We start from the raw sequence: 26,111 nt of genomic DNA on the forward strand, positions 1-26,111 counted from the left end.
GGGCAATGCGGCTCCGCCCTTACTTGGCGTTGGCCATGGCGACGGCGGTGTCGCTCATGCGGTTGGAGAAGCCCCACTCGTTGTCGTACCAGGTCATGATGCGGACGAAGGTGCCGTCGATGACCTTGGTCTCGTTCAGCGCGAAGATCGAGCTGTGCGGGTCGTGGTTGAAGTCGGTGGAGACGAGATCCTCGGTGTAGGCGCCCAGGATGCCCTTGAGCGGGCCGTTGGCGGCCTCGGAAATCGCCTTGGTGATCTCCTCCACCGTGGTGGCGCGCTTGGCGGTGAACTTGAAGTCGACCACCGAGACGTTGGGCGTCGGCACGCGCATGGCGGTGCCGTCCAGCTTGCCCTTCAGCTCGGGCAGCACCTTGCCCACCGCCTTGGCCGCCCCGGTCGAGGTCGGGATCATGTTCAGCGCCGCGGCGCGGGCGCGGTGCAGATCCTTGTGGTTGGTGTCGACGATGCGCTGATCCCCCGTGTAGGAGTGGATCGTCGTCATGAAGCCCTTCTCGATGCCGATCAGGTTGTTCAGCACGAAGGCCACCGGGGCCAGGCAGTTCGTCGTGCACGAGGCGTTCGAGACGATGCGGTGCTCGGCCTTGAGCTGGTCGTGGTTGACGCCGTAGACCACCGTGATGTCCTCGTCGGTGGCCGGGGCGGAGATCAGCACCTTCTCGGCACCCGCCTCCAGATGCTTGGCGGCGTCGGCGCGCTTGGTGAAGATGCCCGAGCATTCCATGGCGATCTGGATGCCCAGATCCTTCCACGGCAGCTTGGCCGGGTCACGCTCCTGCACGACCTTGATCGAGTGGCCGTTGACGATCAGGGCGCCGTCCTTGACCTCCACGGTGCCGGGGAAGCGGCCATGGACGCTGTCGTACTTCAGCAGGTGGGCGTTGGCCTTGAGGTCGGCCAGGTCGTTGATCGCCACGACCTCCACGTCGTTGCGGCCGCTCTCGTAGATGGCCCGCAGAACCAGACGGCCGATGCGGCCAAAACCGTTGATCGCTACCTTCACGGACATGCTGTTCTCCGCTGGTGTTCGCGGCCCCGGATGGGATCGGGGGCGGCGCCGGCCAGGGCCGGTGGGAAAGGGGCACCGGATCGGGCGGCCCGCCGCGGCAGGGCATGGGCGCTTCCGGTCTTCGCCCAGATATATACTAGTATATTAGATTAGCATGCAAGAGCGGAGGGCGGAGTGGCCGGTCCTCCGGACAAAATGTCGCGCTTGCTGCGTTGCAAGACAAACCGCTCCCGGCGCTGTTGGCCTGGGTTGGACCCGTGAACCGGACCGCTCCAAAGGTCTTTCCCGACAACCGGAACCGCCAGAGGACGATGACTTCCGACGACCGTGCCCCACGGCTTTCCGCCGCCCGCTTCCGCGCCTTCCGCGCCTTGCGCGGCCTTCTCGCCCTCCTTCTCCTGCTGACCGCCGCGCTGGGGGGAATCGCGACCCCGGCGTCGGCGCAGATCCCGACGCCCGCCCCGCCGGCCCAGGCCGAGGCGGCGCCCGATCCGGAGGAGATCGCCCGCCTGCGCCAGACGCTGGAGGACCCGGAGCGCCGCGCCGCCCTGCTCGGCCAGCTCCGCGCCCTGGAGCAGGCGGAGGCCGCCACAGCACCGGCGGAGCCGGACGGGATCGGCACCCGTCTGCTCAGCCTGCTGTCGAACCGGCTCGATGGGCTGGGGCAGGAGGCCGCGCTGGCCGGCGACGCCCTGCTGAACGCGCCGCAGGGGCTGCATTGGCTGGAGCGGCAGGTGTCCGACCCGGCGCAGCGCGCCGCCTGGGGCTGGCTGGCCGCCGAACTGGTGCTGGTGGTAGTCGTCGGGCAGGGCGCCCGGCTGATCGCCATCCGCACGCTGCGGCGCCCGCGGGCGATGCTGGCGGCGCGGCCCATCCATTCTGCACTCGCCAAGGTGCCGCTGCTGCTGGTGCGGTCGCTGTTCGATCTGGCGCCCATCGTGGCCTTCGCCGCCGCCGGCTTCGGCGTGCTGGCGCTGTTCGACCCGCCGCCGGTGGTGCGGGTTCTCGGCGTCACCTTCCTCAATGCCAGCATCTTCGTGCAGATCGTGCTTCTGGTGGTCCGGGCGCTGCTGGCGCCGGCCTCGCCCAACCTGCGGCTGATCCCGATGAGCGACGGCTCGGCCCTGCGGTTGCTGCGCTGGTGCCGGACCATCGCCATCACCACGCTCTACGGCATGTTCCTGGCCGAGGCGGCTCGGCGGCTCGGCCTGCCAGCGCAGAGCTACAGCGCGCTTGTGACCCTGGTCGGTCTGGTCGTCGCCGTCATGCTGGCGGTGCTGGTGCTGCAAAGCCGGGAGGCGGTGGCCGCGCGCCTGCGCGGCGGGATCGCGGCGGCACAGCCGCTGTCCGACGTGGTGTCGCCGGTTCCGCCCGGACGGCGCGCCGCCGGGGCGGGGCGGATGCTGCGCGCCGCCGGCCGTCGCGTGGCCGATGTCTGGCATGCCATCGCCATCCTCTACATCATCGTCCTGTTCGGCATCTGGGCGCTGGAGATCAGCGGCGGGCTGCTGTTCGTGGTCCAGGCGACGGCGGTGACGCTGGTGGTCGCCGGGGTCGCGCGGCTGATCGGGCGGGGGATCACCCGCGCCGCTGCGGCGATTCTGGAGCGCATGGACCGCCGTCGGGGACACTCGGCCTGGGCGGCGGGGCGGCTGCGCCGCTACGTCGCTCCAATGGCGCGGCTTCTGCACGCGGCGGTGGCCGTGCTGGGCGGGCTGGTGGTTCTGAGCGCCTGGGGGCTGGACGTCTGGGGCTGGCTGCAAACGGCCATCGGCCTGCGCATCGTGGCGTCGGGCCTGTCGCTCCTGCTGGTCGGCGCCATCGCGCTCGCCGTGTGGGAGGTGACCAACGGGCTGATCGAGCGCCATCTGGCGACGACGGACCGCAACGGGCGGGCCATCCAGCGCAGCGCGCGGGTGCGCACCCTGTTGCCGCTGCTGCGCAGCGCCCTGCTGGTGGTCCTGCTGACGCTGGTCACGCTGATTACCCTGTCGGAGCTGGGGCTGAACATCGGGCCGCTGCTGGCAGGTGCCGGCGTGGTCGGCCTTGCCGTCGGCTTCGGCGCGCAGACGCTGGTCAAGGACGTCATCACCGGCCTGTTCATCCTGTTCGAGGACACCATCTCGGTCGGTGACGTGGTCAATGTCGGCGGCAAGGGCGGTCTGGTGGAGGGGATGAACATCCGCACCATCCGCCTGCGCGACTTCGACGGGACGGTGCACACCATCCCCTTCAGCGCGGTCACCAGCGTGTCGAACATGACGAAGGACTTCAGCTACTACGTGTTCGACGTGGCGATTCCCTATCACGAGAACGCCGACCGAGTGGTGTCCGTGCTGCACGGCATCGGCGACGAACTGCGCAAGGACCCGCGCTTCGCACCGCTGATCCTGGAGCCGCTGGAGGTTCTGGGCGTCGATTCCTTCCAGGAGTCCGCGGCGGTCATCAAGGCGCGCATCAAGACGCTGCCCATCCAGCAATGGAACGTCGGGCGGGAGTTCAACGGCCGCATGAAGGCGCGCTTCATCGAGCTGGGAATCGACTTCCCGCTGCCGCAGCGCACGCTGCACATCGCCCGCGGTGCGGCGGAGATGCTGGCCGGGATGGGGGGCGAGGCGGGCCCCGCCAACGCCGGGCGGATGCGCCATGCCGGGGCGGCGGAGTAGGGGAGTGGCGGGGGGCTTGGCGCCCCCTCCCGCGGTCTTGCAAAAAAGTGACGGGGCCATGTCGATTTCGCTTGAGCCCCGCCGGCCGCACGGCTATATCAGCGCTCCCGCGTCACCCCAAGAGATGCGGGGTGCAAGAGTAGACAAAGCGCTTGTGGCGGAATTGGTAGACGCGCTAGGTTCAGGTCCTAGTGGCTGAAAGGCCGTGGGGGTTCGAGTCCCTCCAAGCGCACCAACACTTCTTGTGTTGGTCTGAGACTATAGTGGGGCCATAGCTCAGCTGGGAGAGCGCTACAATGGCATTGTAGAGGTCAGGAGTTCGATCCTCCTTGGCTCCACCATCATGAAGCCAGCAACCTTGACGGGTTGCTGGCTTTTCCCATTTCACGGCTCTCGTTCCCAGCCCCAGGCGATGGGGGGCGGGTAGGTGGGGAAAATACCCCAATTGCCGATTGTTTGAAGGCCTTGCTAAAGCTCCAGGTTGAAGATCCCCCAATTGGACCGGGGCATTCATCCAGGAGAAGGCTTGATGAAATTGTTCCCTATGCTGACCGCAACAGCGGCGTGCGCCGGCCTCCTTCTGGGGTGTACCGCGCATGGCGCTGCGTCGCGGTCGGGTGGCGGCGCCAAGGATTCGGCGAACGAAAAAGCCACGGCCGATAAAGCGAAATTTACCTTCACCAACAAGTTCGTCGACCGGTCTGGCGGCGCTTACCTTTTCACAAAAGGAAGCGACATTTATATCATCGGCGAAGTGTCGGACAACTCAAGCATTATCCCCTATCTCGTGGCTTATGACATTTACAATGTCACGAAAGGAACCAGCGGCCGGCACCGTGCTCCGGAAAAAAGATGCAAGGATACGAACGAGTGCGTCAGCCTCGCGGCGGGTTCGGAGGGGTGGGAGAAGGTCGAGCATTTGATGAACGAAGGGTCCGGCCGGTTCAGGACGGCCGGTTCGGTTTTCAATTACAACTACACATTCAAGGAAAAATTTCTCAAGATCAACTTTGTCGATCTTGAGGAGGAAAGGCGCCAAAAGGCTCAGGCGGAGTCGTCATCCGGTGATTCCCCGACCAGAAAGACGGAAATCAAACTCCCAACCATTCCGTACGTGACCACGCTGTATTACGATGGAAAAGACATCTACGGGACATCGACCTACGAGGAGCACGTCGCCAGCAAATATCATTTGCTGTTTGGTCTCACCAATGAATTCAACAAAACGGTAAGCTACCACAATTTTTCCTACCCGGACGGGGCGCTCAAATATTTCGCGAAGACTGGAAGCCTGAAGAAAATCGAGACGATTCGCGGCAGCTCGGCAGGGACCGCGGTGTTCAGCGACGGGGGAACGACGTACGACATCCAGTACAGCATCGGCGGCAAGGGCGCGACGTTCCAGGTCACCAACAATTCGAACAAACTCTCCTCGTGGCGGGATGACCTCAAAGCGGCCCGTGCGGCGGGGACGCCGGACGCCCTCCTGCAATTCATCGACAGCCATCCGAAAAGCCCGGATCTGGATGCGGTGCGCAAGGCCGTCGTCACCGACCATTTCAACGTCCGGGTGGTGAATTCCAGCGAATCCCCGCAGCGCGAGGTGTCGGACAAATCCCTGATGACGTCCACGACCGGCGCCTGCAAGGACATCGGCAAGACGATCGAGATTTCGCCGAAACGCGCCGTCCCGTCGCGCGCCGTGACGCTGACCCTTTCCTACACCCTGAACCGCACATACGAGCCTCACCCGATCGCCGAAGCCGGCGACCCGATCCGGAAGACCGCCACCTACACGCTGAATGCGGCCAATGGTTTCAAGGTCCGCGACACGATCACCTACGACTGCGTCCTGACGTCGGGCCGTTTCCATTCGGCCAGCCTCAGCCTGCTGGGCAAGCTGGCGGGCGTCGATCCCAAGGACGCCGGCGTCAGCACGACGCTGACGAAAACATCCTTCTCCCTCGACATCGACAGTCTGAGGTAACGGGCGATCAATGGAGGGGACGATGCGCGTCTTTGCGGCTGTGTTGTGCGGAGTGATGTGGATCGTCCCTGCCTGGGCGGGGGGCATCCTTCTGGAGGAGAAGGCCGAAAGCGCGAAGGATCAGGCGCAGGCCCGGCATCTTCGTGACGGCAAGGCCGCGCCGAACAGCCTGCTGGGGGATGTCGGCGTCGGCATGGGCAAGGCCATGGCGGAGGGCATGGACAGCAGCCGGGTGCGCGGCGCCACCGTCGCCACCGCCTTGCCGAGCCATCACGGCGGGAAATGCAGCGATGGCAAGTCAACCGACCCGGTGAAGCACGACGTCCGATTCAGCAACGGCGAACATGGCCTCGTCGTGCTCCAATGCAACCGTGGCTGCTGGCAGGTCAGCGTGTACCCCGGAGGGCGCTTGGCAAACAACTGCGGCGAGTTCCAGTCGGGTGGCTGGGCGACGGCCTCCGGGGCGCTGAACCAGTACGGCGCCCGTCTGGTGGATGTGGTGAACTTCCTCAACAACTTCTGACGTCACCTTTTACGTCATCCGCCATGATATCGCCGGAAAGCGGCTTCGGCGGACGTCGCGCGCCGCGGCATCTGAAATGGCGAAATTCGACCGCCGACCATGCCTTTCCCGCATGGTTCGAACGCATACCCCTACCCCCAATGCGTTTTTGTGCATAATCTACAGCTTTGGCGCCATGCCGACGGCTCTGGTTCCCTTGGAGCCGGAGCCTTCGGGCAGGAACACGCCACCGCACCATGACGCAGGGGGCACCGGGGACTGTGACCGCCCATCTGAAGATGACCGTTCTATCGGCCACCGTTGCCGCCGCCGCCGCCGCGGCCGGGGCCTCCTACGCCTACGTCGATCTTTCGCTCCACCGGATGGGCGCCTCGGCCACCGCAATCGGGCTGAACGCCGCCATGCCGGCCTTGGCATGGCTGCTGACGACGCCGTTGATGCCGACGCTTTTGCGCCGCTTCGACCCGGGAGCGGTGTTGAGAGCCCTGCTGGTGGTCGCCATGCTCTCCCCGCTCGGCTTCGTGCTGTCGGCCGACCAGGATGTGTGGATGGCGCTGCGCTTCCTGTTCGGCGGCAGCCTGGGCATGGTGTTCCGCCTGACCGAATACTGGATCAGCGCCGCCTCGCCGGACGACCGGCGGGGGTTCAACGTCGGTCTTTACGCCAGCGCGTTCTGCGCCGGGGCCGCCGTGGGAGCGGCTCTCGTCCCGCTCACGGGAACCGAGGGCTGGCCGACGATCCTGCTGATCCAGGCGCTGGTCGGCGTCGCGCTGGTCATGCTGACCGTTGCGAAGGCCGCGCCGCCGCGGATCACCGGGGCGCCCCGGATTTCGCTGGCCAAGCTGAGCGCTTCCGTCGCCGTGATGACGGCGCTGATCTTCGGGCTGTTCGAATCGGTCCCCTACACGCTGATGCCGGTCTACGCGGTGACGGCCGGCCTGTCGGAGGACTGGGCGGCGGGGACGGTCAGCGCCTTCCTGATCGGCGCGCTGCTGTTCCCGATCCCGGTCGGTGCGCTCGCCGATCGCGTCGGCAAGCCCGGGGTGCTGGCCGCCTGCGGGGTCGCCGGGCTGGCGGTCCCCCTGATCCTGCCGGCCACGCTGGACGTGCCGCAAGCGCTGATGGCCGCCATGCTCGTCTGGGGTGGCGCGGCCGGCAGCCTGTACACCGTGGCGCTGGCCATGCTGGCCGACCGCTTCCGGGGCGTCGACCTCGCCGCCGCCAACGTCGCCTTCGGCACGTTGTACGCCTTCGGTGCGCTGGTCGGGCCGCTTCTGCACGGCATGGCCATGGACTGGCACCCTCCGCAAGGGCTGATGGAAAGCAGCTTTCTGCTGTTCCTCGTTTACCTGAGCACGATGCTCTGGAGTTTCCGCCGCATGGGAAGCCGGCCATGATCCCCGCTCACGACATGCCCAGCCGTCTGCAGGGGGAGGCTGCCGAGGACTTCCAGCAGGCGGCCGACGTGGACGATCTATGGGCGCGGCTGCACCGCCATCTGGCGGGCTTCGGCGTCACCGCCCTGGTGTACGGCGCCGAAGCGTTCGCCGACACCGGGCGCACGCACGACATCATGCTGACCAGCTTCGGCGGCGCCTACATGGACGCCAAGATGTCCGGCGGGCTGTACTGGTGCGACGAGTTCGTGCGGGCGGCCAGGGTGGAAACCGCCCCCCTGCTGTGGAGCGACACCTCCCGCTTGGACGGGATCAGCCCGGCGGGCAAACGCTCGCTCGACATCGATTGGGCCTTCGGTATGACCACGGGCGTCACGCTTCCCATGCGCTTCAACAACGGGTTGGGAGTCAGCGCGCTTGGCCTGTGCGCGGCGCACCTGTCCTGGGCCGGGTTCGACCGAATCTGGTGGGAGAACAGCCGGGCGATTTCCGGCATCGTCCACGCCTTCGACGTCCGCCTGCGCGAAGGGTGTGTGCGCGACGCCCTCCCGCTGGCCCCCCGCGAGCGCGAGTGCTTGCTGTGGTTGGCCGTCGGCCTGCGCCCGCAGCAGATCGCCCACCGGCTCGGCACGCATGTGAAGACGGTGGAGAAGCAGATCGAATCCGCCCGACGCAAACTCAACGCGGCCACCACCATCCAGGCGGTTTCCACCGCGCTGGCCTACGGCCTGATCACGCTGTGACGCGCGCCGCCGGTTCGGCAACCGGCAGGGCTAATCCATAGGGGCCTTTGCCGCGGCGGCGTTATCGGTTGGATGATGGCTTACCCAATCGAACGAATCCCCGGAGCCCGTCCGCCATGCCGACACCGCCGCACGGAACGCCCGACCGCGGGCTGAAGCCGTTCATCCTCGCCATTCATCGCGAAGCGCTGGACACCGCCGCGGCCAAGGGGCTGACCGGCACGCTGGCGCAGGTCGCCGCGCTCCAGGACACCGCCAGCCTCGCCTCGGCCAGGGCCGGGCGCCCCGTCACGGAGGAGGAGGTGATGCGCCTGCTTCTGCGGGAGCGCCGCGCCCGCAACATCCATGAGGCGGCGGGGACGGCTCCGGTGACTCCGATCCGGAAGCCGGCGGCCGCACCCTCCCGATTCCATCTGGGGCGCTGGCGGAGCGTGGCGATGGGAATGGCCCGCTCGGCGTCCGCCGGGCCGGCTGGAAAGGCCCGCTTGTAGGAAACGGGCGGCGCTCCGTACGCCGGTACCGAGTGAGTACGCCCATTGCCCTGTTGAGTGAGGCGCGAGGCGCACTGAGGCTGTCGCTTCCCCGCTGTTCGGCACGAAACACACAATGGGAGGTCTCATGTCCGTTCGCCTGGATCGCCGCCAATTGCTGCTCTCCGCCGGAGCCGCCGCGCTGGTGCTGGCCGTGGCGCCGCGCTTCGTCCTGGCCCAAACAACAGGGGGCCAAACTCCGGCTGGCCAAACTCCGGGCGGCAAGGGATTCACGCTGCCGCCGCTGCCCTACGCGCCCGCCGCGCTGGAGCCGCACATCGACGCGACGACCATGAGCGTGCATCACGACAAGCACCATCAGGCTTACGTCGACAACCTCAACAAGGCGCTCGCCAACCACGGCGACCTTCAGGCGATGCCGCTGGCCGACCTGCTGAAGCGTGTGCCGGAACTGCCGGAAAGCATCCGCACCGCGGTGCGCAACAACGGCGGCGGTCACGCGAACCACAGCATGTTCTGGAGCATCATGGGACCGAACGCCGGCGGCGCCCCGGACGGTGAGGTGGGGGCTGCCATCACGCGCGACTTCGGCGGCTTCGACGATTTCAAGGCGCGGTTCAACACGGCGGGCGCCGGGCAGTTCGGCAGCGGCTGGGTCTTCGTCACCGCCGACCCGTCGTCGGGCAAGCTTGCCATCGCCGCCCGCCCGAACCAGGATTCGCCGGCCATGGAGGGCGTGCCCGTGCTGATGGGCAACGATGTATGGGAGCACGCCTATTACCTGAAGTACCAGAACCGCCGCGCCGACTATCTGGCGGCTTGGTGGAACGTCGTCGACTGGGGCGCGGTGAACCGCCGCTACGCGGCGATCCGCAAGGGCGAGCTGGTGATCTGACCGGTCCGCTGACCTGAAACGGAAAAGGGCGGCGGGGATGTCCCCGCCGCCCTTCCTGCGAACCATCCGGTCCGAGGCGCCGGTCAGGCGCCCTGGTGCAGGCGGATGTTGAACAGCGGGCCCTGGCTCTGGCGGCGCAGCGCCTTGGCGACGGCCAGCACGGCGAGGTCGGCCAGCGGCTCGACGATGATGACGGTCATGTAGGCGGCGCCGAAGGAGGCGACTTCCGTCATGGTCTCGGCGGTGAAGCCGTGGCCGTAGAAGGCCCAGAAGGCCACCCAGGCGACGATGCCGCCCTGGTAGGCGGTGGAAAGGGCCAGCGCCTGCGAGTACTTCAGGTCGACATAGGGGGTGGCGTCGGGAACGATCCGCTTCGCCAGCAGGCTGATGCCCCACAGCGGGACCAGCAGCGTGGTGACGTTCATGCCGTACTGCGGCAGGTCGAACGGCGCGAAGAACAGGCCCTGGATCAGCAGGCCGGCGGCGAGGCCGATGGAGGCCGCACCGGCGCCGAACAGCAGGAGCAGCGTCGAACCGAGGATCAGGTGAACCTCCGACACGCCCACGGGGTGGTGCGGGAACACCTCGAAGAAGCTGAAGACCAGCGCGGTGGCGATCAGGCTGCGCAGCACCAGCGGCGCGACCCCGCCGTTGTTGCGGACGTCGTCGCGCGCCAGCTTGCCGGCCATCGCGAAGCCGCCGGCGGCCGTCGCGTAGCTGAGAGCGATCTTGGCGCCGTCCACGACGCCGGGTTCGATGTGCATGCTCTATGCCCTTTCCGAGTCTGCCATGCGTTGGGAGGGGCGTCGTTGCTGGCAGGCACCGGCATCGCAACCCCCTTGGTCCCCTTGGATGGGCGCACCGGAGGGACGGCTTGCGGAAGACGGGCGGCCGTCGGGCCGGACATCGGCAAGCGACCACCGGGGCACCCCGCCCGAGGACGTACGTTCGGTTACGGCAGGTCTCCTGGCTTGCGGGTCAAGGCGGCATCGTCCGGCCTTCCCGGCGCCCGTTCCCGCAGGCGGCGCCAGTGACACGGAAAGGACGAGGCCGCTCACCGCTCACAGTTGCGGGGGCAGCGCCGGATTTGCCGTGTCTCCCCCTGCGGGGCGGCGCACCGGCTTCCCTCTTAGCCCCGCGACCGGAGGGCGCGGGGAACCATAACCGGCGCCAGGGTAGGGGCGGGGTCCCCCGCCGTCAAGAGGGGGATGGCGACCCATCGGGGGAGTCGCACGGCTTCCTTGACACCGCTCCCACGGAACCGACAAGGTCCGGCGGACTGCGCGAGGCCGGATCAACGGGCGAAGGACGGGGTTGCGGGCATGCTACCGGTTCATTTCCTGACCATCGTGCTGAACGGCGATCCCTTCATCCGTTACCACTTGGAGGTGTTCCGCCAACTGCCCTTCCCCTGGCATTGGCACGTCGTGGAAGGGGTGGCGGAGCAGGTCCGCGACTCCTCCTGGTGCGCGCAGCGGGGTGGGCGCGTTCCGCAGGATCTTCACCGCGACGGCCGCAGCAGCGACGGGACGTCGCAGTATCTCGACCGCATCGCCGCGGAGGAGCCCGGGCGCGTGTCGGTCTACCGCAAGCCGCCCGGCATGTTCTGGCAAGGCAAGGTGGAAATGGTGACCGCGCCGCTGGCCGCCATGACGGAGGACTGCCTGCTCTGGCAGGTCGACGCGGACGAACTGTGGACGGCGGAGCAGATCACCCGTGCGCGCCGGATGTTCCTCGATTCGCCGTCGCGCACGGCGGCTCTCTACCTCTGCCACTTCTTCGTCGGCCCGTCCCTGGTCCTCGACCGGCTGGACCAGTACGGCAATTACCGCGCCTACGAATGGCTGCGCACCTGGCGGTACCGGCCGGGGGATTTCTGGCACTCGCACGTTCCGCCCCGGCTGATGCGCCCGCAGCCCGACGGGTCGGACCTCGAACTCGGCGCGGCCAACCCCTTCCTGCACGAGGAGACGGCGGCGGGCGGGCTGGTTTTCCAGCATTTCGCCTACGCGACGCGGGAGCAGGTCGCGTTCAAGGAAATCTATTACGGCTACGACGGCGCGGTCGGTCGGTGGGATGCCCTGCAGGCGGCGGGCCGAGCGGTCGGCAACGGCACCCTCCCGCTGCGCGATTTCTTCCCCTGGGTGACCGACGCGGCGACCGTCTCGCGGGCTGAGCATGCCATGGTGGAGCCGCTGGCGCGCCCGGATGCCGAGGGAACCTGGGGCTTCGTGCCGCCGGCGCGGGGCGCCTCCACGGCCCCGGCGGTGGCGCTGCTGCGGAACTCCGGTCCCGCCGTTCGCCGCCGCACGCTCGTCCCCGGTGAACCGCCGCCCTTCCCGACCGACCTGATCCGCAGCGTCGGCGTGTTCCTGCCGGACGGGGTGGGGGGCGTGCTGGGGGCGTCCGGCGTCCTGCGGGAGCTGCGGCGGGCCTTGCCGCTGGCCCGGATCACCGTTTTCGCGACGCCGGATGCGGAGGCGGCGTTTGCCCTCTGCCCCTACGTCAACCAGCGCGTCACCCTCCCACCGCTGAAGGGGCGGGCGCCCGACGACGCGCTGGTGACCGCGGTGCGCCAGGAGATCGGCCAGCAGTTCAGCGGCGCCTTCGACCTCACGATCAATCCCCACCGGGGCGAGGATGCCAGCTTCGCCAACCGTCTGATGCAGGACACGGGGGCGCCGCTCCGCCTTGGTTGCAGGGTCGGTCGGCCGGTGCGCGGCTATTACGCCGACGCCTTCCTGACCCACGTCGCGGCGACTCCCGCCGGCCTGCTGGGGGCGCTGACCACCGGGGAGCCGGACCCCGCCACGGAGGTCTGGACCTCCCCCGCCGGCGAGCGCGCCGCCGCCGCGCTTCTGGCCGAGGGCGTTCCGGCGCGCTGGCGTTGCGCGGTCGGCCTCTCCGCGTCCGTCGGCACCGGCAGCCTGTCGGAGCTGTGCCGCCGGCTTGCCGCGCGGGGCGACACCGCCCTGATCCTGGTCGGCGATGAGGCCGCCCGGGGGGCCGCGGCGCGCATCGCCGGGGAAACCGGAAGCGCCTGCCTGAACGCGGCGGGGCGGCTGGGTTTCGACGGGCTGTGCGCCCTGCTGCGGCGCTGCGACCTGTTCGTCGGAACCGGCGCGCCGGCGGAGGACATCGCCGTGGCGGCCCGGCTTCCCATGGTCGGAACCGGGCCGGAGCACGGCGATCCGACCGCCGAGGCGATGGAGAGCGCCATCGCGGCCTGGCTTGCCGACCGCGCTTGGTGACGGGCGTCCCCACCCGCCCTGTGGGATCCGCGAGGGGAAGCGTGGAAAAACGGAGGGGCAGGCGCGCAAGGCGCTTGTGTTGGCGCGTTTGCGCCGCAATGATCCGCCCCCACCGAATCCCGGACGGCCGCAAGCGGCGCGCCGCAGCGGGGCAAAACCATGGATTGAATCCGGCGGCCCGGTAAGCACACGATGCGCAGAGCAGTCATGAAACCCCGTGCGGATTGGCGTCCGGGGCTCCGCAAATACCCCTACGGCGTCCGTGCCATGAGCGCCGGCGCCTTCTGGCGCGAGGATGTGCGGTACGAGTTCTCCGCCCATCAGATCGACCTGATCGAAAGCGTCGCCGACGAGTTGCACACCATGCTGCGCGAGGCGCTGCGCGCGACGGTGGATGGGCGGGCGCTGGCCCGGCTGGGGGTCCGTGGCGGCGTGGGGCGGCTGCTGGAGGCCTCCTGGAACGACTATTGGGCCGCGGGGCGGCTGAACGAACGGGCCGGCGCGCTGATCGGGCGGCTGACGCTGGCCTATGACGGGCGCGATTCGGTCAAGCTGCTGGCCTGCAACTACGACACGCCGGAGGGGCTGTTCGCCGCCTCGATCATCCAGCGCAACTGGCGCGAGGCCCTGATGGGCGACGCCAACCAGTTCAACGGCCTGCACGAGGGGCTGGTGGAGCGCTGGGAGGAGCTGGCGGCGGGCATGCCGGGCCGCGGCCTCGTCCATCTCGCTTGCGCCACCCCCGACCCGATGCGCGAGAGCGAGCTGGTCTATCTGGCCGCCACCGCGGCGGAGGCCGGGATCGCCACGCATCTGCTGCCGCTGCAGAGCCTGGGCTGGGACGGCCAGCGCTTCGTCGACGACGAGGGGCGGGCGGCCTCCTGGCTGGCCAAGATCTACCCCTGGCAGGGGCTGGCCGACGACGCCTTCCTGCAGAAGCTGCGGATGGGCGGCATGAGCATGCTGTCGCCGCTGTGGTGCTGGCCGATGTCGAACCACGGGCTGCTGGCGACGCTGTGGTCGCTCTACCCGCGCCACCCGAACCTGTGCCGCGCCGCGCTCGACCCCGAGGAGCTGGCCGGCTGCGACGCGGTGACCGAGCGCAGCCTGTTCGGGCTCGACGACGCGGCCCAGCGCATGACGGCGCACGGACGCACCATTTCGGACACCGGCAGCGCCGAGCATCCGGGAGGGCGGGTCTGGCTGGAAACCCCGCCGATCTTCGAGGAGGAGGGCGTCCACGCGCTCCTGCACTGCTGGATCATCGGGGACAAGTGCCTGGGCATGTCGGTTCGTGAATCGGCGGACCCGCGGGTCGGCTCCGACGCGGCGATGGTGCCGCACATCTTCCGCGGCTGATGCCCGTTCACGGGGTGGAAGGAGCCCGCCCTGTTCCAACGAGGCGCAGGGCGGGCGCTTCGGCAGCGATCAACCGGCAGTCCTCAGCGGCCGCGGCCCGGCGCAAAGGGATTGGGCAACGGCGAGCCGAACGCCGCCCGGCGGGCGTCCCGCCACGCGACGTCGTTGCCGACGCCGCTGTGGTTGGCCGACACCGACACCACCTGACTCTGGTGGCGCAGCCAGCCGCGCAGCTTTTCTTCGAACCGTTGGGCGTCCTGGGCGTCCACAACCTCCAGTTCCATCGACATCTGCAGCTCGGTCTTCATGGCGTTCCTCCTCTGGACCGTTCCGTTGGACAAACAGCCGGGCGGGCCACTGGTGCCGAAAAAACAGAAAAGGGCGGGGAACTTTCCCCGCCCTGCGCTGCAACGCCGTGAACGCGATGGCCGTCGATGCGATTGGCGGCGCCGCCGCTCACTTCCCTTCGGGCTTTGCCGGGCGGGCCGGCTTGGCGATGCTGGCGATCTGCTTCTGCAGGTCGTCGATCTGCTTCTGAAGCTCTTCATAGGTGTGGCTGGCCGCCGCGGCCGCGCCGTTGGGCGGAACGGCGGACGGGCCGGGGGCCGCCGGGCGGGGCGGGGCGGCGGGCTGCTCGCCAGGCTGCCCGTCCTCGGCGCCGCCGAAGGGCGAGAACATGCGCATGGCCCGTTCGAACATCGCCATGTTCTGCTTGCCGACCTCTTCCAGCCGGCCGAAGGGGAACATCCCGCCCAGCGTGTTCTGGAAATAGTCGCGCATCTGCTCCTGGTTGCGCGAGAAGGACTGCATCGAATATTCGAGGTAGCGCGGCACCATCCACTGCATGTTGTCGCCGTAGAAGCCGATGAGCTGGCGCAGGAAGCTGATCGGCAGCAGGTTCTGGCCCTTGCTCTCCTCCTCCACGATGATCTGCGTCAGCACCGAGCGGGTAATGTCCTCCCCGGTCTTCGCGTCATAGACCACAAAGTCGAGCCCGTCCTTGACCATCTGACAGAGATGGTCGAGCGTCACGTAGCTGCTGGTCGCCGTGTTGTAGAGCCGCCGGTTGGCGTACTTCTTGATCGTGATCGTCGCGGACTTCTGGTCTTCCTTGTCGGCCATCGCTGTTTCTTTCAAGAAGGGTCGTGCGGCGAGAATGTTCCAGATATAAGGACTACTCGAAGGAATGCACCCTGTCCAGTGCTGTGCCGCAGCGCTGCGACCCCAGATGGGCGCCGCCCCGATAATTCGGGATTTGCGGCATTTTCGATCGGTCCTTCGCGGCTCTGGTCAAGGGCACCGCCTCCCTCATATACTCCCGGCCATGGCCGAATTGTCCGAATCCGACACCCCGTCCCTGGAAACGCTCGCGCAACGGTACCTCGACCTGTGGCAGGAACAATGGGCGGCCTGCGCCGCCGATCCCGAGATGGCCGATGCCGCCGCCCGCCTGTTCCAGATGATGGCGCAGGGTGCTGCGGCGATGGCGCCCTTCGTCCTGGGGCCCGGCGGTTTCGCCTACACCAGCCCGCCGGGCACCGGCTGGAATCCGATGCCGGCCTCATCCCAGCCGGCCCCATCTCACCCGTCCTGCGAGGGAGAGCCGCGTGACCGGGGACAACGCCACGATCCCCCCGCACCCCACCGCACGGCTGGGGCCGCGGCCCCTGGCGCTGCATCTGGCGACGGTGGCGGCGACACTGCTCAGTTCCTCCGCCGCATTGCCGCACTTGAGGAACGGCTCGCTGCCATGGAAGCCGCATCTGCGGGAGCGGGCGGAGGACCTGCGCCGACGGATCGCCGCAACCGACGGGGACGCGTTCGCCCAAGCGGTTGACCGCGAGGTCCGCCGCCAGCTCTCCCTCGCCTTGACGGGGATCGAGCGCTACCGCCACCACCCCTACCGGCGCGACCTTCCCGACCCGCCCGTGCTGTGGACGGAAGGAGCCTCCCGCCTGCTCGACTACGGCGCCCTCGGCCCGGCGACCGGCGCGCCGGTGCTGTTCGTGCCGTCGCTGGTCAACCGCCATTACATCCTCGACCTGTCGGCGCGCAAAAGCCTGATGCGCTGGCTGGCCGCGCAGGGGCTGCGCCCCTTCCTGATCGACTGGGGCACGCCCGGCCCGCTGGAGCGGCGCTACAGCCTGACCGACTACATCGCCGGGCGGCTGGAGCGCGCGCTCGCCGCGGTGGTGGAGGCGGTGGGCCGGCCGGTTCCGGTGGTCGGCTATTGCATGGGCGGGCTGCTCGCCACCGCGCTGGCGCAGCGCCGCCCCAAGGAGGTTGCGGCGCTCGGCCTGCTCGCCACGCCCTGGGACTTCCACGCCGAGGACGCGGGCATGGCCCGCCGCGCCGCGAGCTTTTTCCAGCCCTTCGGCCCGCTGCTCGACGCCTGGGGGGAACTGCCGGTGGACGTTCTCCAGGGGCTGTTCGCCCAACTCGACCCGCTGCTGGCGCTGAAGAAGTTCTCGCAGTTCGCCCGCATGGAGCCGGACAGCCGCGCCGCGCTCGCCTTCGTGTCGCTGGAGGACTGGCTGAACGACGGGGTGCCGCTGGTCGCCGGGGTGGCGCGCGACACGCTGGCCGGCTGGTACGGGCGCAACGACACGGCGCGCGGCGAGTGGCTGGTCGCCGGCCTGCCGGTGGAGCCGGCGCGGTTGCGCATGCCGGTCCTGGCGCTGATCCCGGAGCGCGACCGCATCGTTCCGCCGTCCTCCGCGGTGGCCTTGGCAAGATCAATCGACAGCGCGCAAATGATCAGGCCGCCGCTCGGTCATATTGGCATGGTGGTCAGCGCCGGTGCCGAAACAGGCGTTTGGCGGCCCCTGGCCGAATGGCTTAGTGCGGCAGGATAACCGCAGCCAGTCAGGTGTCTTGCATTGTGGGAAATCCGCGCATAAGGTTTTTCCCACTCCGTGCGGCCCACTGACACGATAATAAAACTGACAAAATCTGAGGAGCGTCAACATGACCGAGGTTGTGATCGCCAGCGCAGCGCGTACTCCCATCGGAAGCTTCAACGGGGCGCTCAGCAGCGTGCCGGCCCATTACCTGGGTGAGATCGCCATCCGCGAAGCGCTCAGCCGCGCCAAGACCGACGCCGCGGAGGTGACCGAGGTCATCCTGGGCCAGATCCTGACCGCCGGTCAGGGCCAGAACCCGGCCCGCCAGGCCGCCGTCAATGCCGGCATCCCGGCCTCCGCCACCGCCTTCGGCATCAACCAACTCTGCGGCTCGGGCCTGCGCTCGGTGGCGCTCGGCTATCAGGCGATCCGCAACGGCGACGCCGAGGTCATGGTCGTCGGCGGCCAGGAGAGCATGAGCCAGGCCCCGCACGTCATGCATCTGCGCAACGGCGTGAAGATGGGCGCCGCCGAGATGCTCGACACCATGCTGAAGGACGGCCTGATGGACGCCTTCAAGGGCTACCACATGGGCACGACGGCCGAGAACGTCGCCCAGAAGTGGCAGCTGACCCGCGAGGAGCAGGACGTCTTCGCCGCCGCCTCGCAGCAGAAGGCCGAGGCCGCCCAGAAGTCGGGCCGCTTCAAGGACGAGATCATCCCGGTCACCATCAAGGGCCGCAAGGGCGACATCATCGTCGCCGACGACGAGTATCCGAAGCACGGCACCACCGCGGAATCGCTGGCCAAGCTGCGCCCGGCCTTCTCCAAGGAGGGCACGGTGACCGCGGGCAACGCGTCGGGCATCAACGACGGCGCCGCCGCGCTGGTCCTGATGACCGCCGAGAACGCCGCCCGCCGCGGCCTGACCCCGCTGGCCCGCATCGTCTCCTGGGCGACCGCCGGCGTCGATCCGGCGATCATGGGCACCGGCCCGATCCCGGCCTCCCGCCTCGCGCTGGAGAAGGCCGGCTGGAAGCATGAGGACCTGGACCTGATCGAGGCGAACGAGGCCTTCGCCGCGCAGGCCCTGGCCGTCAACAAGGACCTTGGCTGGGACACCTCCAAGGTCAACGTCAACGGCGGCGCCATCGCGCTCGGCCACCCGGTCGGCGCGTCCGGCGCCCGCGTCCTGACCACCCTGCTCTATGAGATGCAGAAGCGCGACGCCAAGAAGGGCCTCGCCACCTTGTGCATCGGCGGTGGCATGGGCATCGCCCTCACCGTCGAGCGGGGCTGATGAAAAGCGGGCCGTTCCCTCCGGGGTGCGGCCCGTTTCGTATGTGTGCCTACAGAAACCGATAAAGAATCCAACACCAAGCTTTGGGGGAGGAGCCAATGGCTCGAGTTGCAGTCGTCACGGGCGGAACGCGCGGTATCGGCGAAGCCATCTCCGTCGCGTTGAAGGACGCCGGCTATGTCGTCGCCGCCAACTACGCCGGCAACGATGAGAAGGCGAAGGAATTCTCCGCCCGCACGGGCATCGCGGTCTACAAGTTCGATGTGTCGGACTTCGACGCCGTGAAGGATGGCATCGCGAAGATCACCGCCGAACTCGGGCCGGTGGACGTGGTGGTGAACAACGCGGGCATCACCCGCGACGGCGTGATCCACCGCATGACCCCGCAGCAGTGGAACGACGTCATCGCGACGAACCTCACCTCCTGCTTCAACCTCTGCCGCAACGTCATCGACGGCATGCGCGAGCGAGGCTTCGGCCGCATCGTCAACATCGGCTCGGTGAACGGCCAGGCCGGCCAGTACGGTCAGGTGAACTACGCCGCCGCCAAGTCGGGCATCCACGGCTTCACCAAGGCGCTGGCCCAGGAGGGTGCGGCCAAGGGCGTCACCGTCAACGCCATCGCGCCGGGCTACATCGACACCGACATGGTGCGCGCGGTGCCGCCCAACGTGCTGGAGAAGATCGTCGCCCGCATCCCGGTCGGCCGTCTCGGCAAGGCCGAGGAGATCGCCCGCGGCGTGCTGTTCCTGGTCGGCGACGACGCCGGCTTCATCACCGGCTCGACCCTGTCGATCAACGGCGGTCAGCACATGTACTGACCGGCCAGTGCATTGACTCCCAGGCCCTCGGGCCTGTTTGAAGCGACACGACGCCTTCACCCCTCTCCCGCCCCCGGGGGAGGGGTTTTTCTTGGGGCCGTCAAAAAAGATGGATCGCCGAGGATATGGCGCGTGGCATGGAGGGCCGAAAAAGCGAAACCCCCGCGCGGGGGGCGGGGGTTTCAGCGGTTGTGCCAGGACATCCGCAATGGTTGAGCCGTCTCAACGGCAATGTTCAGAAATGTGTGGCCGAACAGGTCGGCTTCCTCAAGTAAGCGCAGGTGGACTCATGATGATCACACCCTCCTGGCTACGGGAACATTTGCTGTGATGAGAAGCTGGCTTTTGGGCCAACTTGATGCGGTGTCCACCGCGTCTTCACCTCAACCAGTGTTGCTCTGAGAGGTAGCCTGCTCTTCCTTGCGGGGGTTGTCAATAGCCGAACTGCGGTCCCGTTACCGCTTGATGACGGGTTTGTGACGTCACTTGAACTGGAAGCCGACCGGGCGCTTGTCGTCCAGCGAGACCACCGCGCAGCCGCCCAGCGCCGGGCCGACCGACAGCTCGCCGTAGGCGGTGACCGCCCCCTCTTCCTTCAGACGCCCAACGAAGCCGCGGCCGTCGCTGCGGGCGACCCAGGCGAAGGGGATCCAGGTCTGGCGCACCGGCTGGCCGCCGGCGCGGACCACCGCGGTGAAGGCCTCGGCGGTCGGGGTGCCCGGCGGGAAGACGGCGAGCACCGTGCCGCCGTCCTCCTCGTTGAGCGCCGCCTGGGTCAGCGCCACCCCCGTCACCACCGCCCAGACGACCAGCGCCAGCGCGCCGAGCGCCAGCGCGAAGCCATGGCCGATACCAGGAGAGGAGGCGGGCGCCGGGTTCGTCATGGCCGTCAGGCCTTCGCTTCCGCCGCCAGGGCGGGGGCGGGCTTCTCGGCGATCGGCCAGTTCACCACCGCGGCGGCAAAGGCCAGGGCCACGCTGGCCCACCACACCACGTCGTAGGAGCCGACGCGCTCGTACAGCACACCGCCCAGCCACACGCCGAGGAAGCCGCCCACCTGATGGCTGAGGAAGGCGAAGCCGTAGAGCATGCCGAGATAGCGCGTGCCGAACATCAGAACGACGAGGCCGGAGGTCGGCGGCACGGTGGACAGCCAGAGCAGGCCCATCGCCGCGGCGTAGAGGATCACCGAAACCGGGGTGACCGGCAGCAGGATGAAGAGCGCCGTGCACAGGCCGCGCAGCGTGTAGTTGGCGCACAGCAGCAGGCGCTTGCTCATCTTGCCGCCCAGCACGCCCGACATGTAGGAGCCGACCACGTTGAACAGCCCGATCAGCGCCATCGCCCAGGAGGCGAGGCCGGGGCTGATCCCGGCGGCGGTCAGGTAGGGCGGCAGGTGCGTGGTGATGAAGGCGAGCTGGAAGCCGCAGACGAAGAAGCCGGTGACCAGCAGGACGTAGCTGCGATGCTTGAAGGCCTGACGGATCGTCGCGGCGAAGCCGATGTCGGCCCCGGTGACGGCCTGCGCGCTCTTCGACCCGCCCGCCCCAGCGAAGGAGGAGGCGAGCACCGGAATCACCAGCATCGAGGCGCCGAACAGGATCAGCGCCGTCTGCCAGCCGTAGGCGGCGATGAAGGCTTGGCCGGTGGGGGCGAACAGGAACTGGCCCATCGAGCCGGCGGCGGTGGCGACGCCCATCGACCAGCTCCGCTTCTCCGGCGGGACGATGCGGCTGAAGCCGGCGATGACGATGCCGAAGGACGCCCCGGCCAGCCCCAGACCGATCAGCAGGCCGGAGCTGAGATGCAGCATCAGCGGCGTGTCGGCGTAGGGCATCAGAGCCAGGCCGAGCGCGTAGAGAACGCCGCTGATCCCCAGCACCAGCGCCGGGCCGTAGCGGTCGCACAGCGCGCCGGCGAAGGGGGTGCCGATGCCCCAGACCAGATTCTGGATGGCGATCGACAGGGCGAAGACGTCGCGGCCCCAGCCGTGCGCCTCCGACAGCGGTGCGGTGAACAGGCCCATGCTGGACCGCGGGCCGAACGCCAGCATGGCGATCAGGCAGCCGCAGGCGACGACGAATCCCGGCGTCCGCCAGGAGCGGGGCGAAGGCGCCCCGCCCGCCCGGTTGCTGGTGTCCAAGTTATCCTCCCTCGGCGCGGGCTGTGGCCGGTGCGGCAACGCTGGCCCGCGTCTCATCAGGGTCACACGATAAGCGTGCGCCGGGCGTGCATCAAATTCACAATGGGAAAGAAGGTTATTCGGCCGCGGAATGGCAGGGCAGGGGCAAAGGCGCCTCTTCCGCCGGGGGCAGCAGGTCCAGCAAACTGTCCTCCAGCACGTCGAAGACGGGACCGATGCGCCCGGTGAAGCGGCCGCGCAGCAGCCACACCGCGACGGTCAGCGCAAAGTCCGGACACTCCAGCGGCCGCACCTGGGCGGCGTGCAGGGTCGGGGCGATCAGCCGCAGCGGGGCCAGCCCGAATCCGACACCGCGGGCGACCAGCGACAGCAGCAGCGACTGGTCGAACCCCTCCACCGTGACGTTCAGCGCCGGGCCGTGCTGGGCCATCGCCCGGCCCATGGCGGTCCGGTACTGGCAGCCGTCGGGCTGGAGCACCCAACCCACGGCGTTCATCGCCGGCAGCGTCCAATCCCGCTGCCCGGCCAGCTCGGCCGACGCGACGACCCGCACGGGCTCACGCGAGATGCAGACGGCGTCCAGGTCGTCGGGCGGCGTCTGGGCGTCGTGGGTCAGCACCAGCGCGCCGTCCAGCGTGCCGTTGCGCACCTGCTCGACCAGCGGCGTGCTCCAGTCCGAATGCAGGCGGACGGTCAGGCCCGGGAAGGCGGCGCGCAGCCGGTCCAGCGGATGGTGCGCGGCGATGGCCGTCAGCACATGGGCCACCCCCAGCCGCAGCAGCCCCTGGGGCTGAGCGGCCCCGGCGAAGGCGTCCGACAGCTCGTCCGTCGCCTTCAGCACCCGGTGCGCGTGGGCCAGCGCCATCTCGCCGTCGCGGGTCAGGGCCAGCGGCTTGGTCTGGCGGTCGAACAGCGACACGCCAAGCTCCGCCTCCAGCCGCTGGATCAGGCGGGAGACGGCGGACTGGGTCAGCCCCAGCCGGTGCGCGGCCTCCTGCACCGACTGGGCCTCGGCCACGGCGACGAAGGTGCGGATCTCGTTGAGCTTCATGGCGGCGTCCGGGGCGGCGGTTCGTTCGGCCTCTTGGCCACTGGTATCCGACTGTCCCCCTGGGTTAGCGTCGGGTCAAGCGCAACGAGGAGCAGCCATGTCCAGCACACCCCCCGCCGACCGTTCCGGCCGCGAATACCCCGACCGTCCCTGGGTGGGGGTGGGCGCCGTGGTGTGGCGCGGCGACCGGGTCCTGCTGATCCGCCGGGGCCGCCCGCCGCGGATGGGGCAGTGGAGCCTGCCCGGCGGCGCCCAGTCGGTGGGCGAGACGGTGTTCGAAACGGCGGTGCGCGAGGTGCTGGAGGAAACCGGCCTGCACGTCGTGCCGACGGAGGTGGTCACGGTGGTGGACGCCATGACGCTCGACGACGCCGGGGCTGTCCAGTACCACTACACCATCGTCGAGGTGGCGGCGGAGAGCCCGGAGGGCGAGGCGGTCTGCGCCGACGACGCCCTGGAGGCGCGCTGGGCCACCATCGACGAGGCCGCGGAACTGACCGAGTGGGACGAGACGGAGCGGGTCATCCGCCTGTCGGCATCGCGGCGAGCCGCCGGATGAAGTCGGGGACCTGCGCCGTGTCCAGGGGCTTGGCCAGCAGATAGCCCTGAATGCGGTCGCAGCGGTAGGCGCGCAGGTAGAGAAGCTCGTCGTTGGTCTCCACCCCCTCGGCGATCGCCTGCATCCCCAGCGCGTGGGCGAGGTCGATGATGGCGCGCACGATGGCGGCGGCGTCGCGGTCCTGCACCATCGCCTGGGTGAAGTGCTTGTCGATCTTCAGCGCCTCGACCGGCACGCGGCGCAACAGGGACAGCGAGGAATAGCCCGTCCCGAAATCGTCCAGCACCAGCCGCACCCCGGCGCCGCGCAACTGCGTCAACACCTCGCGCGAGGACTCGCTGTGCTCGAACAGGGCGGTTTCGGTGAGTTCCAGCTTCAGGTTGGCGGCGGGCAGGCCGGTTTCGGCGAGGATGCCCAGAACGGTGCGGGCGAAGCCGGGGTCTTCCAATTGCCGCGCCGACAGGTTCACCGCCACCGGCACATCGGCGACGCCGTCCTGCATCCAGCCTGCGGCGGTCTCGCAGGCGCGGCGCACCGTCCATTCGCCCAGGATGTTGATGGCGTCGCTGGTTTCCGCCATCGGGATGAAGACGTCAGGGGGGATCACTGTGCCGTCGTCGAGCCGCCAGCGCGACAGCGCCTCGAACCCGGTCAGCCGCCCGCTGTGGGTGTCGGCCTGCGGCTGGAAGGCCAAGCGCAACTCGCCATGCCGGATGGCGTTGCGCACGCGGTCGGAGAAGGTGCCGGCACCCGGCGCGATGGCACCCGGCGCGATGGTCGCGTTCTGGTTCACCGCCATATCCCCTCCGGTCCAGCCCTCGGTTGTCGCCCATTCCAGTGGGCTTAACAGCCGAAGCGAGGCTTGTTAACCATATCTCAGGGGTATTTAAGCGGTTTTTCCAGTTTTACGAAAGAGTTAACGGATTTCTCAACGGTGATAAGATTGGGGGTCGTTAACCCCTTCCCCCTCGCAGAGGGGAAGGGGTTAACGGAATTCCAATCAGACGTTGAAGCGGAAATGGAAGATGTCGCCGTCGTTGACGACGTACTCCTTGCCTTCCTGGCGCATCTTGCCGTTGTCCTTGGCGCCCTGCTCGCCGCCCAGCGTGACGTAGCTGTCGAAGTCGATGGTCTCGGCCCGGATGAAGCCGCGCTCGAAATCGGTGTGGATGACGCCCGCCGCTTCCGGGGCCTTGGCGCCGCGGCGCACGGTCCAGGCGCGGGCCTCCTTCGGGCCGACGGTGAAGAAGGTGATGAGGTCGAGAAGCTGGAAGCCGGCGCGGATCAGCTTGTTGAGACCGGTCTCCTCCAGGCCGAGGGATTCCAGGAACTCCTGCTTCTCGGCGGCGTCGGAAAGCTGGGCGACCTCCGCCTCGATGGCGGCGGAGATGACGACCATGCCGGCGTTCTCGGCCTTGGCCTTCTCGGCAACCTTGGCGGTCAGGCTGTTGCCGGTGGCCGCGGAGGCCTCCTCGACGTTGCAGACGTAGAGGACCGGCTTGGCGGTCAGCAGCATGAACTGCTTGAAGACCGGCTTCTCCTCCTCGCTGACCTCGACGACGCGGGCCGGCTTGCCGTCCTGGAGGACCTTCAGCGCGCGCTCCATCAGATCGGCCTTGATCTTGGAGTCCTTGTCGCCGCCCTTGGCCTTCTTCTGGAGGCTGGTGAGCTGGCGCTCCAGGCTTTCCATGTCGGCGAGCATCAGCTCCGTCTCGACCACCTCGGCGTCGCGCAGGGGATCGACGTTGCCTTCCACATGGGTGACGTCGTCGTCCTCGAAGCAGCGCAGGACGTGGACGATGGCGTCCACCTCGCGGATGTTGGCGAGGAACTGGTTGCCCAGCCCTTCACCCTTCGAGGCGCCGCGGATCAGGCCGGCGATGTCGACGAATTCGAGCTGGGTCGGGATGATCTTCTGCGACTTGGCGATGGCCGCCAGCTTGTCCAGCCGCGGGTCGGGCACGCCGACGCGGCCGACGTTCGGCTCCTTGGTGCAGAAGGGGAAGTTCGCCGCCTCGGCCGCCTGGGTGGCGGTCAGCGCGTTGAACAGGGTCGACTTGCCGACGTTCGGCAGGCCGACGATGCCGCAATTGAAGCCCATGGGGGTGCTCGCCGTCGGAAATCTCGGGAATTGGGGCGCTTTATCCTACGTGGAGCCGCAAAGCGCAAACGGGAAGTGGGGGTGGGCAGGGTTGAGCGCCGCTTCCGGCGTGCGGGAGTCACCGCGGCCGGAACAGGAAGGGCACGGAGAACACGCGGTCCTCCGCCGTCAGGCCGGGCGGCGGGGTGGGGAAGGGAGACGCCTTGCGCACCGCGGCCAGGGCCGCCCGGTCCAGCGCCTCGTCGCCGCTCGACGTCAAGATGGAGGCGTCGAGCACCTCGCCCGCCGTGCCGAGGGTCAGCTTGACGGTGGCCTGCCCGCCGCCGACCACCTTCTCCGGCTTGTGCCGTCCGATCCAGGCCCAGACCTGCGCCCCGTAGTCCACCACCGCGCCCCGGCTCGCCGAGACTGGCTCGACCGCCGCCGCATTGCGGCCGGTTCCGGTTTCGGCCGGCGGCGTCGGTGATGGGCTTGGGCCGGGCGCCGTCTGCGGTTTCGGCGCCGCCTTGACGGGCGGCTTCGGCTTCGGCAGCGGCTTGGGCGGCGGGGGAGGGGGCGGTTCCGGTGCGGGTTCCGGGGTCGGCTCCAGCGCCGGGGACACCGGTTCCGGCGCTACCTCCGGCTCGGGTTCCGAGACCGGTTCCGGAGCGGTGTCCTGCTGCGGCTCGCTTTCCGGCTCGCGTTCGGGTTCGGGCTCCGCTGTCGGCGGCGGGCCGCTGTCCGCCTCGGACGCCACCAGCATCACCTCGATCACCGGGGTGATGGTGTCGTTGAGGCTGACGGCGCCGGTCTCCTCCGCGACCGTGCCGGGGGCCGCTCCGGCGGCGGACAGGAGGACAGCCAGGACGCCGGCGTGCAGCGTCCCGGACAGGGCGAGCGCCCCCAGCGGCCGGCGGGCCGGCTGGGGACGCTCATGCAGGCGGATCGCGCGCAAGGCGGGAATGCCTCGTCAAC

General features: G+C 68.7%; 23 protein-coding genes, 2 tRNA genes and 1 riboswitch. Of the genes, 15 read left to right on the forward strand and 10 right to left on the reverse strand.

Annotated features, from left to right (window positions below):
* Positions 1 to 19: 19 nt before the first annotated feature.
* On the reverse strand, positions 20 to 1,027 hold the full coding sequence (gene gap, locus ACWPN7_RS09920) for a type I glyceraldehyde-3-phosphate dehydrogenase (protein ID WP_349622012.1): 1,008 nt from the start codon (positions 1,025 to 1,027) through the stop codon (positions 20 to 22).
* A gap of 311 nt (positions 1,028 to 1,338) precedes the next feature.
* Between gap and ACWPN7_RS09925 the strand changes: the two genes are divergently transcribed.
* From ACWPN7_RS09925 to ACWPN7_RS09965, 9 genes are all read left to right on the forward strand, one after another.
* Positions 1,339 to 3,693 (forward strand): mechanosensitive ion channel domain-containing protein, encoded by a 2,355-nt coding sequence (locus tag ACWPN7_RS09925; RefSeq protein WP_459197283.1) that lies wholly within the window; start codon positions 1,339 to 1,341, stop codon positions 3,691 to 3,693.
* A gap of 148 nt (positions 3,694 to 3,841) precedes the next feature.
* Positions 3,842 to 3,928 (forward strand) — tRNA-Leu (locus ACWPN7_RS09930).
* Positions 3,929 to 3,958: 30 nt separating this feature from the next.
* Positions 3,959 to 4,034: transfer RNA gene (locus ACWPN7_RS09935), tRNA-Ala, on the forward strand.
* A gap of 188 nt (positions 4,035 to 4,222) precedes the next feature.
* On the forward strand, positions 4,223 to 5,680 hold the full coding sequence (locus ACWPN7_RS09940; RefSeq protein ID WP_459197284.1) for a hypothetical protein: 1,458 nt from the start codon (positions 4,223 to 4,225) through the stop codon (positions 5,678 to 5,680).
* 22 nt (positions 5,681 to 5,702) lie between these two features.
* Positions 5,703 to 6,203: a hypothetical protein gene (locus tag ACWPN7_RS09945; RefSeq protein ID WP_146041815.1), complete on the forward strand. Its 501-nt coding sequence runs from the start codon at positions 5,703 to 5,705 to the stop codon at positions 6,201 to 6,203.
* Between the two features lie 236 nt (positions 6,204 to 6,439).
* On the forward strand, positions 6,440 to 7,600 hold the full coding sequence (locus ACWPN7_RS09950) for an MFS transporter (protein ID WP_103039679.1): 1,161 nt from the start codon (positions 6,440 to 6,442) through the stop codon (positions 7,598 to 7,600).
* Positions 7,597 to 8,343 carry a helix-turn-helix transcriptional regulator gene (locus ACWPN7_RS09955; RefSeq protein WP_201044731.1) on the forward strand — a complete coding sequence of 249 codons (747 nt, stop codon included), beginning with the start codon at positions 7,597 to 7,599 and terminating at the stop codon, positions 8,341 to 8,343. The genes ACWPN7_RS09950 and ACWPN7_RS09955 overlap by 4 nt, the downstream gene beginning before the upstream one ends.
* A gap of 116 nt (positions 8,344 to 8,459) precedes the next feature.
* Positions 8,460 to 8,834, forward strand: coding sequence for a hypothetical protein (locus ACWPN7_RS09960; protein ID WP_459197285.1), 375 nt, complete (start codon positions 8,460 to 8,462; stop codon positions 8,832 to 8,834).
* Positions 8,835 to 8,961: 127 nt separating this feature from the next.
* The gene (locus ACWPN7_RS09965; RefSeq protein WP_149649387.1) at positions 8,962 to 9,729 is read left to right on the forward strand and encodes a superoxide dismutase; all 768 of its coding nucleotides are present in this window, start codon (positions 8,962 to 8,964) and stop codon (positions 9,727 to 9,729) included.
* Positions 9,730 to 9,812: 83 nt separating this feature from the next.
* Here the strand turns inward: ACWPN7_RS09965 and ACWPN7_RS09970 are convergent, their stop codons facing one another.
* On the reverse strand, positions 9,813 to 10,493 hold the full coding sequence (locus ACWPN7_RS09970) for an energy-coupling factor ABC transporter permease (protein ID WP_040137994.1): 681 nt from the start codon (positions 10,491 to 10,493) through the stop codon (positions 9,813 to 9,815).
* 175 nt (positions 10,494 to 10,668) lie between these two features.
* Positions 10,669 to 10,907: riboswitch (cobalamin riboswitch) on the reverse strand.
* A 144-nt stretch (positions 10,908 to 11,051) separates the two neighbouring features.
* Here ACWPN7_RS09970 and ACWPN7_RS09975 point away from each other — a divergent pair.
* Both ACWPN7_RS09975 and ACWPN7_RS09980 read left to right on the forward strand, forming a co-directional pair.
* A complete protein-coding gene (locus ACWPN7_RS09975; protein WP_459197286.1) occupies positions 11,052 to 12,980 on the forward strand; it encodes a hypothetical protein in 1,929 nt (642 codons plus the stop codon).
* Positions 12,981 to 13,187: 207 nt separating this feature from the next.
* Positions 13,188 to 14,339 carry a glutathionylspermidine synthase family protein gene (locus ACWPN7_RS09980; RefSeq protein ID WP_459197287.1) on the forward strand — a complete coding sequence of 384 codons (1,152 nt, stop codon included), beginning with the start codon at positions 13,188 to 13,190 and terminating at the stop codon, positions 14,337 to 14,339.
* 83 nt (positions 14,340 to 14,422) lie between these two features.
* Here the strand turns inward: ACWPN7_RS09980 and ACWPN7_RS09985 are convergent, their stop codons facing one another.
* Both ACWPN7_RS09985 and phaR read right to left on the reverse strand, forming a co-directional pair.
* Positions 14,423 to 14,647 carry a hypothetical protein gene (locus ACWPN7_RS09985; protein WP_459197288.1) on the reverse strand — a complete coding sequence of 75 codons (225 nt, stop codon included), beginning with the start codon at positions 14,645 to 14,647 and terminating at the stop codon, positions 14,423 to 14,425.
* Positions 14,648 to 14,795: 148 nt separating this feature from the next.
* Positions 14,796 to 15,461, reverse strand: coding sequence for a polyhydroxyalkanoate synthesis repressor PhaR (gene phaR, locus ACWPN7_RS09990; RefSeq protein ID WP_040137999.1), 666 nt, complete (start codon positions 15,459 to 15,461; stop codon positions 14,796 to 14,798).
* A 485-nt stretch (positions 15,462 to 15,946) separates the two neighbouring features.
* Between phaR and ACWPN7_RS09995 the strand changes: the two genes are divergently transcribed.
* The 3 genes from ACWPN7_RS09995 (at position 15,947) to phbB (ending at position 19,303) form a co-directional block, all read left to right on the forward strand.
* Complete coding sequence (locus ACWPN7_RS09995) at positions 15,947 to 17,194, forward strand: alpha/beta fold hydrolase (protein WP_459197289.1); 1,248 nt, start codon at positions 15,947 to 15,949, stop codon at positions 17,192 to 17,194.
* Positions 17,195 to 17,306: 112 nt separating this feature from the next.
* Positions 17,307 to 18,482 (forward strand): acetyl-CoA C-acetyltransferase, encoded by a 1,176-nt coding sequence (locus ACWPN7_RS10000; protein WP_040138003.1) that lies wholly within the window; start codon positions 17,307 to 17,309, stop codon positions 18,480 to 18,482.
* A 98-nt stretch (positions 18,483 to 18,580) separates the two neighbouring features.
* Positions 18,581 to 19,303: an acetoacetyl-CoA reductase gene (phbB, locus tag ACWPN7_RS10005; protein ID WP_040138004.1), complete on the forward strand. Its 723-nt coding sequence runs from the start codon at positions 18,581 to 18,583 to the stop codon at positions 19,301 to 19,303.
* 482 nt (positions 19,304 to 19,785) lie between these two features.
* On the opposite strand, the gene ACWPN7_RS10010 is transcribed toward phbB, so the two are convergent.
* The 3 genes from ACWPN7_RS10010 to ACWPN7_RS10020 form a co-directional block, all read right to left on the reverse strand.
* Positions 19,786 to 20,187: a hypothetical protein gene (locus tag ACWPN7_RS10010; RefSeq protein WP_459197290.1), complete on the reverse strand. Its 402-nt coding sequence runs from the start codon at positions 20,185 to 20,187 to the stop codon at positions 19,786 to 19,788.
* 5 nt (positions 20,188 to 20,192) lie between these two features.
* Positions 20,193 to 21,446, reverse strand: a complete 1,254-nt coding sequence (locus ACWPN7_RS10015; RefSeq protein ID WP_459197291.1) for an MFS transporter — start codon at positions 21,444 to 21,446, stop codon at positions 20,193 to 20,195.
* A 115-nt stretch (positions 21,447 to 21,561) separates the two neighbouring features.
* Positions 21,562 to 22,497: a LysR family transcriptional regulator gene (locus tag ACWPN7_RS10020; RefSeq protein ID WP_137117896.1), complete on the reverse strand. Its 936-nt coding sequence runs from the start codon at positions 22,495 to 22,497 to the stop codon at positions 21,562 to 21,564.
* Positions 22,498 to 22,594: 97 nt separating this feature from the next.
* On the opposite strand from ACWPN7_RS10020, the gene ACWPN7_RS10025 reads away from it, so the two are divergent.
* Positions 22,595 to 23,056 (forward strand): NUDIX hydrolase, encoded by a 462-nt coding sequence (locus ACWPN7_RS10025; protein WP_449229041.1) that lies wholly within the window; start codon positions 22,595 to 22,597, stop codon positions 23,054 to 23,056.
* On the opposite strand, the gene ACWPN7_RS10030 is transcribed toward ACWPN7_RS10025, so the two are convergent.
* The 3 genes from ACWPN7_RS10030 to ACWPN7_RS10040 form a co-directional block, all read right to left on the reverse strand.
* Positions 23,019 to 23,855, reverse strand: a complete 837-nt coding sequence (locus ACWPN7_RS10030; protein WP_459197292.1) for a putative bifunctional diguanylate cyclase/phosphodiesterase — start codon at positions 23,853 to 23,855, stop codon at positions 23,019 to 23,021. The two genes, ACWPN7_RS10025 and ACWPN7_RS10030, sit on opposite strands and share 38 nt — an antisense overlap.
* Before the next feature lie 201 nt (positions 23,856 to 24,056).
* Positions 24,057 to 25,157, reverse strand: coding sequence for a redox-regulated ATPase YchF (gene ychF, locus ACWPN7_RS10035; protein WP_014199815.1), 1,101 nt, complete (start codon positions 25,155 to 25,157; stop codon positions 24,057 to 24,059).
* Between the two features lie 118 nt (positions 25,158 to 25,275).
* Positions 25,276 to 26,091, reverse strand: coding sequence for an energy transducer TonB family protein (locus ACWPN7_RS10040; RefSeq protein WP_459197293.1), 816 nt, complete (start codon positions 26,089 to 26,091; stop codon positions 25,276 to 25,278).
* Positions 26,092 to 26,111 lie beyond the last annotated feature (20 nt).

This window comes from Azospirillum sp. UENF 312511, assembly GCF_058780635.1.

Excerpts from the sequence above, each read along its gene's own strand:
- gap (WP_349622012.1), bottom strand. The coding sequence starts at position 1,027 with ATGTCCGTGAAGGTAGCGATCAACGGTTTTGGCCGCATCGGCCGTCTG.
- ACWPN7_RS09925 (WP_459197283.1), top strand. The coding sequence starts at position 1,339 with ATGACTTCCGACGACCGTGCCCCACGGCTTTCCGCCGCCCGCTTCCGC.
- ACWPN7_RS09940 (WP_459197284.1), top strand. The coding sequence starts at position 4,223 with ATGAAATTGTTCCCTATGCTGACCGCAACAGCGGCGTGCGCCGGCCTC.
- ACWPN7_RS09945 (WP_146041815.1), top strand. The coding sequence starts at position 5,703 with ATGCGCGTCTTTGCGGCTGTGTTGTGCGGAGTGATGTGGATCGTCCCT.
- ACWPN7_RS09950 (WP_103039679.1), top strand. The coding sequence starts at position 6,440 with ATGACGCAGGGGGCACCGGGGACTGTGACCGCCCATCTGAAGATGACC.
- ACWPN7_RS09955 (WP_201044731.1), top strand. The coding sequence starts at position 7,597 with ATGATCCCCGCTCACGACATGCCCAGCCGTCTGCAGGGGGAGGCTGCC.
- ACWPN7_RS09960 (WP_459197285.1), top strand. The coding sequence starts at position 8,460 with ATGCCGACACCGCCGCACGGAACGCCCGACCGCGGGCTGAAGCCGTTC.
- ACWPN7_RS09965 (WP_149649387.1), top strand. The coding sequence starts at position 8,962 with ATGTCCGTTCGCCTGGATCGCCGCCAATTGCTGCTCTCCGCCGGAGCC.
- ACWPN7_RS09970 (WP_040137994.1), bottom strand. The coding sequence starts at position 10,493 with ATGCACATCGAACCCGGCGTCGTGGACGGCGCCAAGATCGCTCTCAGC.
- ACWPN7_RS09975 (WP_459197286.1), top strand. The coding sequence starts at position 11,052 with ATGCTACCGGTTCATTTCCTGACCATCGTGCTGAACGGCGATCCCTTC.
- ACWPN7_RS09980 (WP_459197287.1), top strand. The coding sequence starts at position 13,188 with ATGAAACCCCGTGCGGATTGGCGTCCGGGGCTCCGCAAATACCCCTAC.
- ACWPN7_RS09985 (WP_459197288.1), bottom strand. The coding sequence starts at position 14,647 with ATGAAGACCGAGCTGCAGATGTCGATGGAACTGGAGGTTGTGGACGCC.
- phaR (WP_040137999.1), bottom strand. The coding sequence starts at position 15,461 with ATGGCCGACAAGGAAGACCAGAAGTCCGCGACGATCACGATCAAGAAG.
- ACWPN7_RS10000 (WP_040138003.1), top strand. The coding sequence starts at position 17,307 with ATGACCGAGGTTGTGATCGCCAGCGCAGCGCGTACTCCCATCGGAAGC.
- phbB (WP_040138004.1), top strand. The coding sequence starts at position 18,581 with ATGGCTCGAGTTGCAGTCGTCACGGGCGGAACGCGCGGTATCGGCGAA.
- ACWPN7_RS10010 (WP_459197290.1), bottom strand. The coding sequence starts at position 20,187 with ATGACGAACCCGGCGCCCGCCTCCTCTCCTGGTATCGGCCATGGCTTC.
- ACWPN7_RS10020 (WP_137117896.1), bottom strand. The coding sequence starts at position 22,497 with ATGAAGCTCAACGAGATCCGCACCTTCGTCGCCGTGGCCGAGGCCCAG.
- ACWPN7_RS10025 (WP_449229041.1), top strand. The coding sequence starts at position 22,595 with ATGTCCAGCACACCCCCCGCCGACCGTTCCGGCCGCGAATACCCCGAC.
- ACWPN7_RS10030 (WP_459197292.1), bottom strand. The coding sequence starts at position 23,855 with ATGGCGGTGAACCAGAACGCGACCATCGCGCCGGGTGCCATCGCGCCG.
- ychF (WP_014199815.1), bottom strand. The coding sequence starts at position 25,157 with ATGGGCTTCAATTGCGGCATCGTCGGCCTGCCGAACGTCGGCAAGTCG.